The following is a 16,972-nucleotide window of genomic DNA, read 5'->3' on the forward strand; positions in this document are numbered from 1 at the left end:
TGGACGCTCAGACGTCGGTGTTCTTGAGGGTGAAGTACCAGACGCCGTAGATGTCCTGGCTCTTGGTGTCGGCCTCGACCGCGGTGACCAGCGTCTCCGAGGTGGACTTCAGCACGCTGGGGGCGGCCACCAGGCCGGAGAAGGTGCTGTTGCGGCGGGCGGTGGCCAGCGTGGCCTGACCCTGCGCGCCGCCGTCGGTGAAGGCGAACCAGCCCTTCTTGGCGATCTCGGGGTCGACACCGATGCCCACCCGGTCGCTGCTGCTCAGCTCCAGGACCGGGAGCTTGCCGTCCTTCTGCAGCTTGGCGGCCTTGGTCTGGCACTCCTGCTGCGCCTGGGCGTTCAGGGCCTTGCCGTCGTTCCAGCAGATCGGCTCGGAGTGGATCGAGTTGGTCCCGGCGACCAGGGTGACCAGGCGGTTGACGGGCTTGTCCTGGTTGGAGGCGTGCGCAACGGAGAAACCCACCGTGCCGGCGCCGATCACGACGACGGCGCCGAGTGCGGCGATGGCGCGGCTGTTGAGGCTCATGGGACTGAGGCTACCGGTCTTCCCTCGTCACGCTACGCGGGGGTGCGGTGTGCCGCCACGATCACGCCCCAGGAGGCTCCAGACGGTGAACCCCAGGGTCGCGGCCATGATCGCGGCCGCGACGCCAAGTCCCAGCGCCCCGTTGAGCGGAAGCACGATGCCCAGGCCGCCGCCGGCCACCCAGCACAGCTGCATCAGGGTTTCCGAACGGGCGAACGCGGAGGTGCGCACCTGCTCCGGAACGTCCCGCTGGATCAGGGCGTCCAGCGCCAGTTTGCCCAGCGACTGGGCGATTCCGGCGGAGGCGGCCACCAGAGTCACCGTCAGCGCCCCGTACCAGAGCGACCCGCAGACGGTCGCTGCCAGCGCCAGCGCCACCATCGCGGTCACCGTGAGCTCCGGCCCCCGGGTGCGCAGCCAGGAGCCCATCACGGAGCCCAGCGCATTGCCCACCCCGGCCGCGCCGGCCACCAGGCCCAGGGCGACCGCCCGGTTCAGGCCGCCCACCGAGTCCGCCCGCAGCAGGAAGGCCAGGAACATGGTGAGAAAGCCGGACAGGCCGCGCAGCGCCGCGACGGCGCGCAGCGCCAGCAGCACCGCAGGGCCGACCGAGCGCAGCGGGCGCTCCCGCACCCGGCCCTGCCCGGGACCGGTCTCCTCCTTGACCAGCAGCGCCCGCTGCTCCCCCTTGGCGGAGTCCACCGTGTGGGGCAGCGAGAAGGCCAGCAGCGTCCCGGCGACAAAGACCAGGAACGCGCCGCGCAGCGGCCATCCCGGCCCCAGCAGATGCAGCAGCCAGCCCACCGGCGCCGCCACCCCGGTGGCGATCAGCCCGGCCAGGGTGACCCGCGAGTTGGCCTTCACCAGCGTCACCTGATGCGGCAGCAGCCGCGGCACCACCACGCTGCGGACCACGCCGTACGCCTTGGAGGCGACCAGGACGCACAGTGCCTCGGGATAGAGGGCGAGGCCGCCGCCGGAGATCACCCCGGCCATGGTCCAGGCGAGCACCGCGCGGACCAGCATCGACATCGCCATCGCGGCCCGGCGGCCGTGCGGCAGCCGGTCCAGCAGCGGGCCGATCACCGGTGCCAGCAGGGCGAACGGGGCCATGGTGATCAGCAGGTAGAGGGCGACCCTGCCGCGGGCCTCTCCGGTGGGCACCGAGAAGAAGATGGTGGAGGCGAGCGCAATCGTTATCAGCATGTCGCCGAACGAGTTGACCGCGTGCAGCTCGATCAGTTTGGCCAGCCCCGACTCGCCCGCGCCCTCCGCCGAGGTCGCCTGCCGGATCCGCCGGCCGGTGCCGTTGACCACCCGGCCGGTGCCGCGGGCGAACCAGGAGGCGCTGCCGTGCGCGGCGCGCCGGACCCGCCGGGTCACGCCTGGCTGCGGGCCCTGTGCGGGGCCGTCCCCGGGCGGATCGGCCGCCTCCGGCGGCGGGGGCGTCGGGGCAGCGGAGGAGGACCCGTCCGGTCCATGCCGCCCCGAGGGCGGCGACCCGGGCTCGTGCGGATCGTTCACAGCGTGCTGCGACGAGGCTTCGTCGGCCACGTCGGCCATCCTGCCCGACATGCCGGGCCTGCACGCCGGTTGACGCCCCCGCAAACCGGTGTCGTGCATCCGGGCTGTCGCCGGGACCCGACCGGCCGGTAGCGTGCCCTTCGCACTCCATCGCGGCGGGCGACGTCGCAGAAGGGTGCGGGCGGGGGTACGGGTGACCGGATCGTCCCGCAGAATAGGAGTCGAGGCCGCCGCCGCCCCGGCCGGGCGCCATGCCGCCCGGCGTCCCGCATGCGGGTCAGCGGCGGACCGGAGATCGGATTGGGAGAGAATCGATTCTCGTGAGTGCTGCGATGCGAAGCCGTACCCCTGACCGGCTCTGTGCCGAGGCCGTCGAGATCGCCCGCGCCGCCGCGGTGGACGCGGCCGGTACGGACGCGGTCGGCGAGTACATCGGCGCCGAGGCCGACGGGGACCGCGTCGTCACGCACTCCTTCGTCTGCCAGGAGCCTGCCTACCGCGGTTGGCGCTGGGCCGTCACCGTCACCCGTGCCTCCCGCAGCAAGCTGGTGACCCTGGACGAGACCGTGCTGCTCCCCGGGCCGGACGCGGTGCTGGCGCCCGAGTGGGTGCCGTGGAGCGAGCGCCTGCTCCCCGGCGACCTCGGCCCCGGCGACCTGCTGCCGACCGCCGCCGACGACCTGCGGCTGGAGCCCGGCTGGAGCGGTGACGACGAGGTGCCGCCGAACTCCGTCCTGGCCGAGGACGCCTCGGCCGCCACCTTCGTCCCTGGTGAGGATGTCGAGGTCACCGACCGCCCGGTCGCCGACATCCAGCCCACCCCGGCCCGTGCCGCCGTCACCGCGGTCGCCCAGGAGCTCGGGCTGGGCCGGCCGCGGGTGCTGTCCCGGCTGGGCCTGCACCTGGGCGCGGAGCGCTGGGAGAAGTCCTACGGGGCCGACACCCCCATGGCCCAGGCGGCCCCGGCCTCCTGCACCACCTGCGGCTTCCTGATCCCGGTCGGCGGCTCGCTGGGCCAGGCCTTCGGTGTCTGCGGCAATGAGTTCAGCCCGGCCGACGGCCGGCTGGTCTCGCTGGCGTTCGGCTGCGGCGGCCACTCCGAGGCGGCCGTGATGCCCACCCCGCCCAAGCCGGCCCAGCCGATCCTGGACGAGCTGGCCGTCGAGCCCATGCCGCTGCACCCGGACCGCAACGGGGGCTCCGTCGAGCCCGAGGGCCCCGCGGAGGAGCTCGGCCACTCCTGACCGTGGCGGCGCGGCACAGGGAAGCCCGGGCGGCGGCCGAAGCTTGCGGCGGGTCGGACGGGGCAGCCTTTATGGCATTGCCAATGCCATACTGGCGTCATGGACGGTGGCACCGACTTCCTGCCCGGCGACGGCCCCAGCAGCGGCATCTCCGTCACCCTGTCCGCCGGGACCCTGCAGGCGATTCGTGAGCGGGTGGGCAAAAGGGGCGTCTCCGCCTATCTGGAGAGGGCGGCGCAGCGTCAGATCGAGCGTGACGGCCTGGACGAGCTGATTGCCGACTTCGACCAGGTCAACGGGCCGGTCGACGAGGAGGCCGTGGCTGCCAAACGGGCCAGGCTCACCGGCGCTGCGCCCGGGGCCGGGGCGGCGGCGTGACCGGTGCGCTGGTTCTGGACAGCGAGGGACTGGCGAAGGCCGTACAGCGTGACCGGGAGGTCCACGAGTGGCTGGCGGCGGCCCGCGATGCGGACATCCCGGTCGTCACCTCGGCTGCGGTCCTGGTCGAGGTCATCCACCCGAGGATCGATGACGCCGTCTTGAGGTGGACGTTGTCCCGGCTCTGCGTGGAGCCGGTCACCCAGGCTGTGGCACAGTCCGCTGCCGTTCTGCTGCGGGGAGCCGGGCTGCACGGTCACAAGTACGCGATCGACGCGATGCTGTGCGCGACCGCACTGGCGCAGCATGGGCGCGTGACCGTCCTGACCTCCGATGTGCAGGACCTGGGGATGCTCACGGCCGGGCATCCCCGGGTGGCGGTCGAGAAGGTCTGAGTCCGGGCGGACCGATGACCGGTGGCACCCACCCGGGCCGGGGCGGCGCCCGGACGGCAGCCCCCCGCCCGGCCCGGGCCGGAGGCGGTCAGCTCGGCTGCCACCCCGCCGGGTCGACACCGCCCGGGACCGGGGCCGCGGGCTGGTACGGGCCGCGGGTGAGGACGAAGGAGCCGATGTCCAGATGGCTCACCGCGCCGTCGCCGTCCCGGACCACCCGCAGAACCTCGCCCGCGTAGTAGCCGTCGAGACCGGTCCAGGTGCCGTCCGCCTCGGCGCGGAACCGGGAGCCCCGACCGGTGCCGCCCACCGGCGAGAGGTCCAGCTCCCGGTCGGCGCGCAGGCGGAGGACGAGCGCGGACGGTCCCCAGTACCAGGGCCCGGTGAGCGCCAGCAGCTCCGGATCGGCCTCGGGCAGCGGACGCCAGGGCTCGGGGAAGCGCGGTTCGCGCTCGGCCACGATCCGGATCAGGTCGGCGGCGATCGTCGCGACCGGCACCGTCGAGGTCGCATTGGCCAGGACCACGGCGGCGAGGCCGTCCGCCTCGCTCACCCACAGCGCGGCCACGAAGCCGGGCATCGAACCGGTGTGGCCGTACAGCACCCGGCCGTCCTGTCGTCGCAGTTGCAGCCCCAGCCCGTAGGCGGCGGTCCACTCGTCGCCGTCGGGCTCGGTCGCGGGCCGGCGCATCTCGGCGAGGGTGCCGGGAGCCAGCACCTTCCCGTCGTCACCGGAGAGGAAGGCGGCCCAGCGGCAGAGGTCCGCCGCGGTGGACCACAGCTGGCCGGCCGGCGCCATCACCCCGGTGTCCTCCAGCGGCTCGGGCAGCATCACATCGGCCCAGGGGTGGACCGCGAACCCGCCGGCGTGCGGCGGCTGCGGCAGCGGTGCCGTCCGGGCCATACCGAGCGGCTCCAGCACCTCCCGGCGCAGCACCTCGCTCCACGGCTCACCGCGCAGCTGCTCGACCAGCGCACCCAGCAGGGCGTACCCGGGGTTGGAGTAGTGGTGCCGGCTGCCTGCCGGATGCCGTACCGGCTGCTCACCGAGGACATCGGCCAGCTCGGGCCGCAGGGTGGCGGGTGTCCGCTCCCACCAGGGTCCCGGCGTCTCGGAGGCCAGCCCGGACGTGTGGGCCAGCAACTGGGCGACCGTCAGCCGCCCCACCCGGGTGCCGGGCAGGTGCCGCTCCAGCGGGTCGGTCAGCGACAGAGCCCCCTCGTCGCGCAGCCGCATCACCTGCACGGCGGTGAAGGACTTGGTGATCGATCCGATGCGGTACTGCACATTGTCGTCCGGAGCATGGTCGTCGATCATGCTCCGGCTGCCGGACCAGACCGGCTGCCCGTCGCGGACCACCGCACCGACGAGTGACGGTGCCCGGCCCTCCGACTGTCCCACCGCCAGCCGGTGCAGCAGTGCGCGGCGGGTGCTGTCGAGCAGGTCCTCCGGGGGACGGGTCATCCGCTTCCTCGATCCTCTGCGGGGTCGGCCGGGACCGCCCGACCCTACCCCCGGCCCCCGGCGTCCGCCCCTGATTTACGCACCGTCCCCCGGCCGCCCCACGACCCCGGTCCGGCGCGGACATCGCGCCGCCGCCGCCGGCTGCCGCCGTCCGGCACCGCAGCCGAAGACGGGGGCCGAAGACGGGGGCCGGGAGCGCGCCGGGCCGGCCGGAGGGACGCCCGGACGGGCGACCGGGGCGCGCCGCGTCCGGCTGCCGTGAGCCTGATCTGCCAGGCTCGCCCGCATGGCCGCCGCCCGCATCCGCCCGCCCCGCCCCGTCTGGTCCGTGGCGCTGCCGATGCTGGCGATCGTCCTGCTGATCCTGACCTGGCACCGCGCCCTGCCGGTGCCCGTGGTCGCCGTGGTGGCCTGCTTCCTGGTCGGCGCGGTCCTGGCGGCGGTGCACCACGCCGAGCTGGTGGCCCACCGGGTCGGTGAGCCCTTCGGGTCGCTGGTGCTGGCGGTCGCGGTCACCGTCATCGAGGTGGCGCTGATCGTCACACTGACGGCGGACGGCGGCCCGGAGGCCGCCGGGCTCGCCCGGGACACCGTGTTCGCCGCAGTCATGATCACCTGCAATGGGATCGTCGGACTCAGTCTGCTGCTGGGTGCCGTGCGCCGACGGGTGGCGGTCTTCAACGCCGAGGGCACCGGCGCCGCCCTGGCCGCCGTCTGCACCGTGGCGACGCTCAGCATGGTGCTCCCGACCTTCACCACCAGCACCCCCGGGCCCCGGTTCTCCCCGACGCAGCTGGGCTTCGCGGCCGGCTCGGCGCTGGTCCTCTACGTGCTGTTCGTCTCCACCCAGACTTTCCGCCACCGGGACTACTTCCTGCCGATCACCACCGAGGGCGAGGTGATCGAGGTCGAGGAGCATGTGCATCCCCCCACGCTCGCGCAGGCCTGGACCAGCCTGGTGCTGCTGGGCATCTCGCTGGTCGGTGTGGTGGGACTGGCCAAGACGGTGTCGCCCACCGTCGAGTCGGCCGTGCGGACGGCAGGGCTGCCCTCGGCGGTGGTGGGTGTGGTGATCGCCCTGCTGGTGCTGCTGCCGGAGTCGCTCGCCGCCGTACGGGCCGCTCTCCGCGACCGTGTGCAGACCAGCCTCAACCTGGGCCTGGGCTCCGCCATGGCCTCCATCGGCCTGACCATCCCGGCGGTCTCGGTGGCCTCGGCCTGGATGCCCGGACCGCTGCTGCTCGGCCTGGACGCCACCCACATCGTGCTGCTCGCCCTCACCGTCGCCGTGGGCACCCTCACGGTCATCCCCGGCCGTGCCACCCCGCTGCAGGGCGGCATCCATCTGGCCGTCCTCGCCGCCTACCTGGTGCTCGCCGTCAGCCCGTGACACGGCCGGCGGGCCGCGCCTTCCGGCGCCGCCCGCCGGCCGGGACCCCGGCCGTGCGGCCCGAAGTACAGCAGCCGTCCCCGGTGCGGCCCGCCCTGCGGGTGGAGCAGCGCCGACGGGCCGGGCGACCCCGGGACGCCGCAGCCGGCCGGGTTCCACCCGCTCCCTACGGCCCGTGCCGACCGTCGTACGGCCGTCGCGCCGGGGTACGAGGGCGTCGCACAGCGGAATCCCGTCCGGGGCGCGGCTCGGTGCGGTCGGTGTCGGAGCATCGTCCGGAACACGCAAGAATGCCCTCGGACGGAAGCGGCAAGGCGCCACGGAGCGGGCAGCTGGCTCGGCGGGCGCTCACGGAAGGCGGTAGGCCAGTGGAGCCTCGGATCATGGGCAGCGCGGCGGAGGTCCCCGGCGCGGACCCGTTCGGCACGGCCGGGCTGCGCCGCCGGGTGCTGGACGCCTGGGCGGCGTCCGCGGCGCGGTTCCGCGAGGACGCCAACGCCGAGGAGGAGCTGGCACTCGGCGGCTACCGCGACCGCCTGGTGGTCGAGCTGGCGCAGAACGCCGCCGACGCCGCCGCCCGGGGCGGCGTCCCCGGACGGCTGCGGCTGACCCTGCGGGACGGTGTCCTCGCCGCCGCCAACACCGGCGCCGCCCTGGACGCCTCCGGTGTGGAGTCGCTCTCCACCCTGCGTGCCTCCTCCAAGCGGGAGGACGGCCGCAGCGCCGTTGGCCGCTTCGGCGTGGGCTTCGCCGCGGTGCTGGCCGTCTGCGACGAACCCGCCGTGCTGGGCACCCCCGGCGGTGTCCGCTGGTCCCTGGCCGAGGCCCGCGACCTGGCCCGGGTCGCCGCCGAGGAGTGCGGCACCCCGGGGCTGGGCGAGGAACTGCGGCGCCGGGACGGGCACGTCCCCCTGCTGCGGCTGCCGCTGCCCGCCGAGGGCACCCCGCCGGACGGCTATGACACGGTGGTGGTGCTGCCGCTGCGCGACGCCGCAGCCGAGGACCTCACCCGGCGGCTGCTCGCCGAGATCGACGACGCCCTGCTGCTCACCCTGACCGGCCTCGCCGAGATCACGGTGGAGACCGACGGCGCCGTACGTACCCTCACCCGCCGCACCCTGGAGGCCGCCGACCACGGCCCGGCCACGGTGGTGGTCACCGACAGCGCGGCCGCCGAGGACAGCCGCTGGCAGCTGACCGGCGTCGGGGGCCGACTTGACGACGCCCTGCTGGCCGACCGGCCGACCGAGGAGCGCCGCCGCCCCTACTGGGCGGTGACCTGGGCCGTCCCGGTCGACGCCGACGACCGTCCGCAGCGCCCCCGCACCGCTCCGGTCGTGCACGCGCCCACCCCCACCGACGAGCCGCTGGGCGTGCCCGCGCTGCTGATCGCCACCTACCCGCTGGACTCCACCCGCCGCCATGTGGCGCCGGGCCCGCTCACCGACTTCCTCACCGAGCAGGCCGCCGACTGCTACGCGGCCCTGCTGCGCGACCGCGGCGCCGACCTCTCCTCGCTGAGCCTGGTCCCCGGCGCCCTGGGCCAGGGCGCGCTGGACGGCGCCCTGCGCCGGGCGATCCTGGGACGGCTGCCGGGCACCCCCTTCCTGCCGGAGGTGCCGGCGCCGGAAGGGGTGGAGCGGCCCTCCTTCGAGGAGTACCCGGACCTTGACGCCGAGGACGGCCGGCCGCAGGGCCCGCGCGCCCTGCGCCCCCGGGAGGCGACCCTGCTGGAGGGCGCCGACGCCTCGGTGGTGGAGGCGGTCGCAGCGGTGATGCCGGGCCTGCTCCCCGCCGGCCTGGAGCGCCGCCCCGAACTGCGGGTGCTGGAGGTTCGCCGGGTGCCGCTGGCCGAGGTCGTCGACCAGCTCGGCGGCCTGGACCGCGACCCGGTCTGGTGGCGGAACCTCTACGGCGCGCTGGCCGGCGCCGACACCGAGGCGCTGGGGGCGCTGCCGGTTCCCCTCGCCGACGGCCGCACCGTCACCGGACCCCGCCGGGTGCTGCTCCCCGGTGCCTCCGAGGACTGGGCGGACGCCCCCGCGGAGTGGCTCGGCGACGGCGGTGCCGAGGGTGAACTGTCCACCGTGCTCGCCCTGCTGGACCTGCGTCTGGTCCACCCCGACGCCGCGCACCCGCTGCTGGAGAAGCTGGGCGCGGGTGTCGCCACCCCGACGGCGCTGCTGGACACGCCCGAGGTGCGGGCCGCCGTGGCCCGCTCCGTACGGCTCGCGGACGAGGACCAGGAGGAGGCCGAGGACATCGCCGAGGCGGTCCTCGGCCTGGTGAAGGCCGCCGGTACGGAGCCCGGTGACCACCCCTGGCTGGCCCGGCTCTGCCTCACCGACGACGAGGGCGAGCCCGCCCCCGCCGGTGAACTGGTGCTGCCCGGCAGCCCGCTGGCCGCCGTGGTGCGCGAGGACGACGCCGCCTTTGTCGACGACGACCTGCTGGACCGCTGGGGCGCGGCAGTGCTGGAGGCCGCGGGAGTCGCCGGACGCTTTGTGCTGGCCCGCGCCGAGGACACCGTCCTCGACCCCGACGACCTGGAGCGGCTCGACCCGACCGTCCCCGCCGACCGCGCCGCCGGCGGCGAGCCGACCGGGCTGCTGGACGAGGCCCCCGACGGGCTCGCCGAGTGGTGCGAGGACGCCCTGGAGATCCTGCACCAGCGCGGCTCCGGTGAGGAGTTCGCCGTACCGCCCGTCGCCACCGAACTGCTCGCCGTGCGCGACCTGGACCTGGTGGACGACGACGCCTGGGGGGAGGCGCTGGCCATGCTGGCCCGGCCGCCGTACCGGGGCGCGGTGGTCGACCCGGTCCGGGTGCTGCTGGCCGACGGCACCACCGCCGATCTGCCCCCGTATGCCGCCTGGTGGCTGCGTGACCACCCGGTGCTGGACGGCCGCCGCCCCGCCGGGCTGCGCGCCGCCGGCGGCGACCCGCTGCTGCGCGGCCTCTACGACGAGGCGCGCACCGGGCTGGACGAGCAGTTCCTGCACGCCCTGGGCGTACGGACCACGATGGCGGCGCTGCTCGGCGAGCCCGGCGGCCCCGACGAGGTCCTGGACCGGCTGGCCGACCCCGAGGCGGGAGTGAGCCACCGCCAGCTGCACGGGATCCACACCGCGCTGGCGCGGGTGGCGGCGGAGCGCATCGAGCCCCCGGAGGTGGTGCGTGCGCTGCCGCCGCTGGACCCGGAGACCGGCCGCCGTCCGGCCCACACCCTGATCGTGGACCCCACCGACGCCGTGGTGGCCGACGCCCCCGACCTGGTCCAGCTGCTGGACGACTTCCCGGTGCTGCCGGTCGCCCCGGTGCTGGCTCCCGCACTGGCCGAGCGGCTCCATGTCTCACTGGCCAGCGAGGTGGCCGGCGGCCGGGTGCTGAGTGAGGGCACCGTGCACCGGGTGCCCGCCTTCGTCAGGAACTGCTGCCCGGCTGCCCGGCCGTCTACGAGGAGCACGAGGAACTGCTGGTCGTCGGCCCGGACGGCACCGAGGCCGCCGTGGACTGGCGGTGGGACACCGCCTCCGAAGCCCCCGAGGCGCCTCATGACCCGGACGAGCCGGAGGAGGAGGACGAGTTCGCGGTGCCGCCCGTACCCGGGGCACTGCACGCCGCCACCCCGGAGGGTCTGGCGGCCGGGCTCTCCTGGTCCGTGGGCCAGTTCCACCGCCGCTTCGAGGTCCTGGTGGCCCTGACCGAACCCGACCGCTCCTATGAGCTCTCCGCCGCCCGCGACTTCGAGGGCTGAGCGCGGACCGCAGCCGCGGGGCCGGTCAGGAGCCGGTGATCGACTCGCCGATCACCATCCCTTTGGCCGGCCCCTCGGGGACCTCCACGTCCGTGCCGTAGCCGACCCGGACCTCCGTGGTGTAGACCGCCTCCTCCGGCACCGGACTGCTGAGCACGGTCACCGAACCATGGCCGTCGGAGTCCTCCACAAGGACGTAGACCGCAATGCCCGCCCGTGCGTAGGCCCGGCGCTTGCGCACCCGGTCGCGCGCGCGGTCCTCATGGCCGGGAGAGACGACTTCGGCGACCAGAACGACCCCGGAGACGTCGACTCCCAGGCCCTCCAGGTCGCGAGTCTCCTCGAGATCTCGGGGCGCGATCAGCACATCGGGGCTGAACACCTTCCTGTCGTGGATGACATTGGTGTCCTGGTATGCCGCGAACCTGCCGCCTGTCAGATGGAGGACCAAGGCGTCCCTCAATCGGTTTGCGAGCACGGCATGGCGGCGACGGCCGGTGGGAGACACCTCGATGAACCCCTCGACGATCTCGACCCGGTAGCCCTCGGGGAGTTCCATGGCCTGCCAGGCTCGCCACAGAACCTCGTCCAGACCTGGCATGTCGTGGGAGTCGCGGGCCCTGTCGTGGGCGAGAGCGGTCATCGGCAGCACCTCCTTCACCAGCGTGGGTGTGGGCGTCACTGAGGTACAAGCGACACCTCACGGTACGAACGGCGCCACCCGCTGCGCGCCTGAACGCCGATCGATCACCCGATCGAGCCGTCGTGGCCGCAGCGATCAGGACCGACCGCCGACCCGGCCTCCACCGGGCCGCTCGCAGGCGTGCCGAGTAGCCTGGGTGCGTCCTGTGATGGCAGTCACACAACCCCGCGCCGCAGCCCCTCCGCCGCTCCGGGGCCGGGAGGCAGGCGGTGAGGAGGCCGTGATGTGTGCTGATACGCAGCCCGGCGGGATCACCGGGGCGGTCGTCCGCCAGGGCGACGCCGACTACGAGGACGTCCGCACCGGCATGCTGTGGAACGCCCTGCGGCCCGAGCGGCGCCCCGGGACGATCGTCCGGGCCGCCTCGGAGTCCGATGTCGTGGCGGCCGTCGGATGGGCCGGGGAGCAGGGGCTGCGCATCGCGGTGCGGGCGGGCGGCCACAGCTGGTGCGGGTCGCCGCTGCGGGACGGCGGCCTGCTGCTGGACCTCTCGGCGCTGCGCCGGTACGAGATCGACGCCGCCTCCGCCACCGCCCGGGTGCAGCCCGGCCTCACCGGCCGGGAGCTGGCCCCGGCGCTGGCCCGGGAGGGGCTGGCGTTCCCGACCGGGCACTGCGCGTCCGTGGCGCTCGGCGGCTATCTGCTCAGCGGGGGCCTGGGCTGGAACTCCGGCTGCTGGGGAGTGGCGTGCGCGGGGGTGCGGCGGATCGAGGCGGTGACCGCGGACGGCCGGACGGTCGTCTGCAGCGCCGAGCAGAACCCCGAGCTCTTCTGGGCGGCAAGGGGGGCGGGACCCGGCTTCCCCGCCGTGGTCACGGCCTTCCACCTCGACCTCCGGCCACGCCCGGCGGCCCTGGCCGCGACCACCTGGGTGTTCCCCCTGGCGGCGGTCGAGGCCGTGGCCCACTGGGCCGTGTCCGCCGCGGCGGAACTTCCGCCCCTGGTCGAGCAGGCCTTCGTCCTCGGCACCGCGTCGGGCGACCCGTCCGGTCCGAGGACGGTCACCGTCGCCGCCACCGCGTTCGCCGACTCGCCCGACCAGGCGGCCCGCGCGCTGGCGCCACTGCGCGGCTGCCCGCTCACCGAACGGCCGCTCTCCCGGGACACCGACCTGCCGACCTCCATGGACGCCCTCTACGCCGGCTCCGCCAAGATCTGGCCGGAGGGACAGCGCTATGCCGCCGACACCCTGTGGTCGTCCGCGGACTACCCCACCCTGCTGGCCCGGCTCGGCGAGGCGATGGCGGAGGCCCGCTCGCACCGGTCCCTGGTGCTGGCACCGGTCTCGCCCGTCTCCCAGGAGGAGAGCCTGACGGCGGACATGGCCTTCTCCGTGCTGGGGGAGAGCTACGCCGTCCCTTACGCGGTCTGGGAGGACCCACGGGACGACGAGGAGAACATCGGCTGGCTGCGCCGGACCATGGCCGCCGTCGAGCCGCTGACCACCGGCCACTACATCGCCGAGGCCGATCTCACCGCCGATCCGTCACATGCGCGGCGGTCCTTCGCCCCGGCGGACTGGGAGCGGCTGCAGCGGGTGCGGGCGGCCTACGACCCGCAGGGGGTCTTCCACTCGTACCTCACCGGCTGAGCGCGGACGAGGGGCACCGGACGACGAGGGGCACCGGACGGGACCGCGGCTCGCGAGGGGCCTGCGGGATCAGCTGGAGGGTTCCCCGGCGGCCGCCCTGGCGCGGCGGATGGCGTCGCGGCGGGCCCGGCAGTACCAGATGCCGATCAGGCCCAGTGCGGCTCCGGCCAGGCAGGTCCACGACCACAGGCCGTGACCGGCGTCGGAGAGCCGCCCCTGGAAGGGGATCAGCACCAGGAAGCCCACAAACCACAGCACGGTGCCGCCGGTGACGATGGCGACATCATTGGCCTCCAGCGGCTCGGGGGCGGGGCGCAGCGCGGGCTTCTCCATGGCGCCAAGCGTACGGGGCGCGGGCCCTGGCCCAGCAGTCGGCCTCAGTGTGAGCCATGTCCATCTACGCGCGAAGATGGCGCATAACCACCCAGTGTCCGCATACTGAAGACTCCGGTCGATTATCGGCGTGTTGCCTTGACCGGACTGTCCCCCGGGCCTCGTCCCTCCCCGGGAGGGTTGCTCTCCACCCCCAGCAACAAGGACCCCACGCATGCCCACGCAGGCCACGTCGACGGTCAAACAGCCCGAGTCCGCCCCGCAGCCGACCAACGCTCTGGACCGGTACTTCCGGATCACCGAGCGCGGTTCCTCCGTCGCCCGCGAGATCCGCGGTGGCATCGCCACGTTCTTCACGATGGCCTACATCATCGTGCTGAACCCGATCATCCTCTCCTCCGCCGCGGACAAGTACGGTCACCACCTGGCCGGTGGCCAGCTGGCCACCGCGACCGTGCTGACTGCCGCGCTCACCACGCTGCTGATGGGTGTGATCGGCAATGTGCCGATCGCGCTCGCCGCCGGACTCGGCGTCAACACCGTGGTCGCCCTGCAGCTGGCGCCCCGGATGAGCTGGCCCGACGCGATGGGCATGGTGGTCCTCGCCGGACTGGCGATCATGATCCTGGTCGCCACCGGCCTGCGCGAGCGGGTCATGGCCGCGGTCCCGCTGGGGCTGCGGAAGGCCATCGCCATCGGCATCGGCCTCTTCATCGCCCTGATCGGCCTGGTCGACTCCGGCTTTGTCTCCCGCATCCCGGACGCCGCCCACACCACGGTCCCGCTGCAGCTCGGCAGTGACGGCCACCTCAACGGCTGGCCGGTGCTGATCTTCGTCCTGGGCCTGCTGCTCACCCTGGTGCTGCTGGTCCGCAAGGTGCCCGGCGCCATCCTGGTCAGCATCGCCGCCATGACCGTGCTGGCTGTCATCGTCGACTCGGTCGCGCACATCGCCCCGATGAACTGGGGCCTCACCGTGCCCAAGTGGCCGGGCAACCCGGTGGCGATGCCCGACTTCGGGCTGGTCGGCAAGGTCAGCCTCTTCGGCGGCTTCAAGGAGGTCGGTGTTCTCACCGGCATCCTCTTCGTCTTCACCGTGCTGCTGTCCTGCTTCTTCGACGCGATGGGCACCATCCTCGGTGTCAGCGACGAGGCCAAGCTGCTGGACGAGAAGGGCGACCTGCCCGCCATGAGCAAGGTGCTGATGATCGACGGCATCGCCACCGCCGCCGGCGGCGCCACCTCCTGCTCGGCCAACACCTGCTTTGTGGAGTCCACGGCCGGCGTCGGCGAGGGCGCCCGTACCGGCTTCGCCAGCGTGATCACCGGGGCGCTCTTCGCGGTGGCGCTCTTCCTCACCCCGCTGGCCACCATGGTCCCGGCCCAGGCGGCCACCCCCGCCCTGGTCGCGGTCGGCTTCCTGATCCTGGCCAACAGCATCGGCGACATCGACTGGGCCGACTGGACCATCGCGGTGCCGGCCTTCCTCACCATGATCATCATGCCGTTCACGTACTCGATCACGATCGGCCTGGGTGTGGGCTTCATCGTCTACTCGGTCCTGAGCGTGGCGACCGGCCAGTGGAAGCGAGTCCCGGTCCCGATGTACGTGGTGTCGGCGGTCTTCGTCTTCTACTTCATGATGCCGGCGCTCGGTCTCACCAAGTGATCTAGACCCCGTCGTCTGCGCAAAGGCGCCCCGCCCTTCCCGGGCGGGGCGCCTTTGCGTGTCCCGTGGGCGGGTGGCTGGACGGCGCGCCCGACGGGCTCCACGGGCTCCACGGCGGACGGCGCTGCGGTGGCGTCGGCCGAGGAGCGCAGGGCGCCGCGCTGAGTGGGCCCCGCTCGGGGGCGATGCCTACGGCGTGCCGGGAAGCCGGACCGTGACGAGGAGACCGCCGCTGGGGCGGGCGGCGAGGTCGAGGGTCCCGTCGTGGGCGCGGACGATGCTGTGCACGATGGCCAGGCCGAGGCCGACACCGGCGTGCTCGTCGGTGCGTACGCGTTCCGTTCCGCGCTGGAAGGGTTCGGTGAGGGTCGGCACCAGTTCCGGCGGGAGCCGCCGGCCGGTGTTCTCGACCCGCAGCACGCTTGCGTCGCCGTGCGCCTCCGTGTGGACCGTCACGGTGCCGCCGGCGGGGAGGTTGTGGACGATGGCGTTCTGGACGAGGTTCGTCACCATCCGCAGCAGCAGCTCCGCGGAGCCGCTGGTCCGAGCCGCCCCGCCGGTGACGTCGAGCGTGATCCGGCGCTGTTCGGCGAGGGGAAGCAGCGTTTCGGCGGCCTCTTCGGCGATGAGGGAGAGGTCGACGCTCACGCGCGTGAAGTTTCCGCGGTCGCCGCGGCTGAGCAGCAGAAGGGCCTCGGTGAGGTCGATCGCCCGCGTATTGACGGCGTGCAGGCGCTCGATGAGTTCGCCCCGGTCCCGTGTGGGGTCCTTGCGGGCGACGTCGAGGAGGGTGCGTGAGATCGCCAGCGGGGTGCGCAGTTCATGGGAGGCGTTCGCGGCGAACCTCTGCTGCTCGGCGACGTGGGACTCGAGCTGTTCCAGCATCGAGTCGAACGCGTCGGAGAGCTCACGGAACTCGTCCTGGCGGCCCTTCATACGGATCCGGTGGGACAGCGACCCGTTTCCGGCCACCCGTGCCGCGGCCGTGATCCGGGTGAGCGGGGCGAGCATCCGGCCGGCGAGGATCCATCCCCCGACCAGGCCGAACAGAAGCAGGAAGGCCATCGCCACGGCCGCGGCGGGGGCGAAGGTGTGCTCCAGCAGGTAGCGGTTGGGCGAGATCCCGAGAAGGCCCCTGGAGGTGTCGGGTACGTAGCGCAGCAGGAACGCCCACACCACGGCCAGCAGGAGAGCGCCGGCGACGGCGAGGAACCCGGCGTAGCTGAGGGCGAGTTTCAGCCGGACGCTGAGCCCCGGGCGTCTAGGCATGCGTGCTGCGGGGGCCGGTGTCGATGCGGTAGCCGACGCCGGCCACCGTGGCGATGATCCATGGTTCGCCGAGCCGTTTGCGCAGTGCGGAGACGGTGATGCGCACGGCGTTGGTGAGGGGGTCGGCGTGCTCGTCCCAGGCCCGTTCCAGCAACTCCTCGGCGCTGACGACCCCGCCCTCGGCGGCGACCAGGACTTCCAGCACAGCGAACTGTTTGCGGGTGAGCGCGACATAGCGTCCGTCGCGGTAGACCTCCCGGCGGAAGGGGTCGAGCCGCAGGCCCGCGATCTCGCGGACCGGGGGCCGGGTGTACGCACGTCTGCGGTCGAGTGCCCTCAGCCGCAGGACGAGCTCCCGCAGCTCGAACGGCTTGGTGAGGTAGTCGTCCGCGCCGAGCCCGAACCCGGAGGCCTTGTCGTCGATCCGGTCGGCAGCGGTGAGCATGAGGATCGGGATGCCGCTGCCGGAGGCGACGATGCGCAGGGCGACCTCGTCCCCGGAGGGGCCGGGGATGTCGCGGTCGAGGACCGCGAGGTCGTAGGAGTTGACGCTGAGCAGTTCCAGGGCGGTGTCCCCGTCGCCGGCGATGTCGGCGGCGATCGCCTCCAGCCGCAGACCGTCACGGACGGCCTCGGCCAGGTAGGGCTCGTCCTCCACGATCAGTACGCGCATGTCCGAAGCCTAAGCAGCACGCCGTATCGCCGGCGTAGGCAGGGACGTGTGC

At 73.8% G+C, this 16,972-nt stretch carries 13 protein-coding genes and 1 pseudogene; 7 read left to right on the plus strand and 7 right to left on the minus strand.

From position 1 onward, the window contains the following. Nucleotides 1-7: 7 nt before the first annotated feature. Both AB0761_RS21290 and AB0761_RS21295 read right to left on the minus strand, forming a co-directional pair. Complete coding sequence (locus AB0761_RS21290) at nt 8-529, minus strand: hypothetical protein (protein ID WP_377270685.1); 522 nt, start codon at nt 527-529, stop codon at nt 8-10. 27 nt (nt 530-556) lie between these two features. Further along, a complete protein-coding gene (locus AB0761_RS21295; protein WP_377274241.1) occupies nt 557-1,912 on the minus strand; it encodes an MFS transporter in 1,356 nt (451 codons plus the stop codon). Between the two features lie 473 nt (nt 1,913-2,385). On the opposite strand from AB0761_RS21295, the gene AB0761_RS21300 reads away from it, so the two are divergent. The 3 genes from AB0761_RS21300 (at nt 2,386) to AB0761_RS21310 (ending at nt 4,070) form a co-directional block, all read left to right on the plus strand. Continuing rightward, nucleotides 2,386-3,297, plus strand: a complete 912-nt coding sequence (locus AB0761_RS21300) for a DUF3027 domain-containing protein (RefSeq protein ID WP_377274242.1) — start codon at nt 2,386-2,388, stop codon at nt 3,295-3,297. Nucleotides 3,298-3,396: 99 nt separating this feature from the next. Beyond that, on the plus strand, nt 3,397-3,675 hold the full coding sequence (locus AB0761_RS21305; RefSeq protein ID WP_377270686.1) for a hypothetical protein: 279 nt from the start codon (nt 3,397-3,399) through the stop codon (nt 3,673-3,675). Beyond that, nucleotides 3,672-4,070 carry a PIN domain-containing protein gene (locus AB0761_RS21310; RefSeq protein ID WP_377270687.1) on the plus strand — a complete coding sequence of 133 codons (399 nt, stop codon included), beginning with the start codon at nt 3,672-3,674 and terminating at the stop codon, nt 4,068-4,070. Before AB0761_RS21305 ends, AB0761_RS21310 begins: the two co-directional genes overlap by 4 nt. A gap of 88 nt (nt 4,071-4,158) precedes the next feature. On the opposite strand, the gene AB0761_RS21315 is transcribed toward AB0761_RS21310, so the two are convergent. Then, nucleotides 4,159-5,535 carry a serine hydrolase domain-containing protein gene (locus AB0761_RS21315; protein WP_377270689.1) on the minus strand — a complete coding sequence of 459 codons (1,377 nt, stop codon included), beginning with the start codon at nt 5,533-5,535 and terminating at the stop codon, nt 4,159-4,161. Nucleotides 5,536-5,821: 286 nt separating this feature from the next. Between AB0761_RS21315 and AB0761_RS21320 the strand changes: the two genes are divergently transcribed. Both AB0761_RS21320 and AB0761_RS21325 read left to right on the plus strand, forming a co-directional pair. Continuing rightward, nucleotides 5,822-6,925 carry a calcium:proton antiporter gene (locus AB0761_RS21320; protein WP_377270691.1) on the plus strand — a complete coding sequence of 368 codons (1,104 nt, stop codon included), beginning with the start codon at nt 5,822-5,824 and terminating at the stop codon, nt 6,923-6,925. 383 nt (nt 6,926-7,308) lie between these two features. Further along, nucleotides 7,309-10,682: pseudogene (locus tag AB0761_RS21325) on the plus strand (sacsin N-terminal ATP-binding-like domain-containing protein). 25 nt (nt 10,683-10,707) lie between these two features. Here AB0761_RS21325 and AB0761_RS21330 read toward each other — a convergent pair. Then, nucleotides 10,708-11,364, minus strand: coding sequence for a Uma2 family endonuclease (locus tag AB0761_RS21330; RefSeq protein ID WP_377270692.1), 657 nt, complete (start codon nt 11,362-11,364; stop codon nt 10,708-10,710). Nucleotides 11,365-11,608: 244 nt separating this feature from the next. Between AB0761_RS21330 and AB0761_RS21335 the strand changes: the two genes are divergently transcribed. Then, nucleotides 11,609-12,976, plus strand: coding sequence for an FAD-binding oxidoreductase (locus tag AB0761_RS21335; RefSeq protein ID WP_377270693.1), 1,368 nt, complete (start codon nt 11,609-11,611; stop codon nt 12,974-12,976). A gap of 69 nt (nt 12,977-13,045) precedes the next feature. Here AB0761_RS21335 and AB0761_RS21340 read toward each other — a convergent pair whose 3' ends face one another. Next, on the minus strand, nt 13,046-13,309 hold the full coding sequence (locus AB0761_RS21340; RefSeq protein WP_377270694.1) for a DUF2530 domain-containing protein: 264 nt from the start codon (nt 13,307-13,309) through the stop codon (nt 13,046-13,048). Nucleotides 13,310-13,523: 214 nt separating this feature from the next. On the opposite strand from AB0761_RS21340, the gene AB0761_RS21345 reads away from it, so the two are divergent. Beyond that, nucleotides 13,524-14,978 carry an NCS2 family permease gene (locus AB0761_RS21345; RefSeq protein WP_377270695.1) on the plus strand — a complete coding sequence of 485 codons (1,455 nt, stop codon included), beginning with the start codon at nt 13,524-13,526 and terminating at the stop codon, nt 14,976-14,978. 189 nt (nt 14,979-15,167) lie between these two features. Here AB0761_RS21345 and AB0761_RS21350 read toward each other — a convergent pair whose 3' ends face one another. Further along, a complete protein-coding gene (locus AB0761_RS21350; protein WP_377270696.1) occupies nt 15,168-16,247 on the minus strand; it encodes a sensor histidine kinase in 1,080 nt (359 codons plus the stop codon). Next, nucleotides 16,240-16,920: a response regulator transcription factor gene (locus AB0761_RS21355; RefSeq protein ID WP_377270697.1), complete on the minus strand. Its 681-nt coding sequence runs from the start codon at nt 16,918-16,920 to the stop codon at nt 16,240-16,242. Before AB0761_RS21355 ends, AB0761_RS21350 begins: the two co-directional genes overlap by 8 nt. Nucleotides 16,921-16,972: the final 52 nt, after the last annotated feature.

It is taken from the genome of Peterkaempfera podocarpi (assembly GCF_042466665.1).
In the GTDB taxonomy this organism is placed as follows: Bacteria; Actinomycetota; Actinomycetes; order Streptomycetales; family Streptomycetaceae; genus Peterkaempfera; species Peterkaempfera podocarpi.

Coding starts and splice junctions, on each gene's coding strand:
- AB0761_RS21290 (WP_377270685.1), bottom strand. CDS start 529: ATGAGCCTCAACAGCCGCGCCATCGCCGCACTCGGCGCCGTCGTCGTG.
- AB0761_RS21300 (WP_377274242.1), top strand. CDS start 2,386: ATGCGAAGCCGTACCCCTGACCGGCTCTGTGCCGAGGCCGTCGAGATC.
- AB0761_RS21305 (WP_377270686.1), top strand. CDS start 3,397: ATGGACGGTGGCACCGACTTCCTGCCCGGCGACGGCCCCAGCAGCGGC.
- AB0761_RS21315 (WP_377270689.1), bottom strand. CDS start 5,535: ATGACCCGTCCCCCGGAGGACCTGCTCGACAGCACCCGCCGCGCACTG.
- AB0761_RS21320 (WP_377270691.1), top strand. CDS start 5,822: ATGGCCGCCGCCCGCATCCGCCCGCCCCGCCCCGTCTGGTCCGTGGCG.
- AB0761_RS21335 (WP_377270693.1), top strand. CDS start 11,609: ATGTGTGCTGATACGCAGCCCGGCGGGATCACCGGGGCGGTCGTCCGC.
- AB0761_RS21340 (WP_377270694.1), bottom strand. CDS start 13,309: ATGGAGAAGCCCGCGCTGCGCCCCGCCCCCGAGCCGCTGGAGGCCAAT.
- AB0761_RS21345 (WP_377270695.1), top strand. CDS start 13,524: ATGCCCACGCAGGCCACGTCGACGGTCAAACAGCCCGAGTCCGCCCCG.
- AB0761_RS21350 (WP_377270696.1), bottom strand. CDS start 16,247: ATGCCTAGACGCCCGGGGCTCAGCGTCCGGCTGAAACTCGCCCTCAGC.
- AB0761_RS21355 (WP_377270697.1), bottom strand. CDS start 16,920: ATGCGCGTACTGATCGTGGAGGACGAGCCCTACCTGGCCGAGGCCGTC.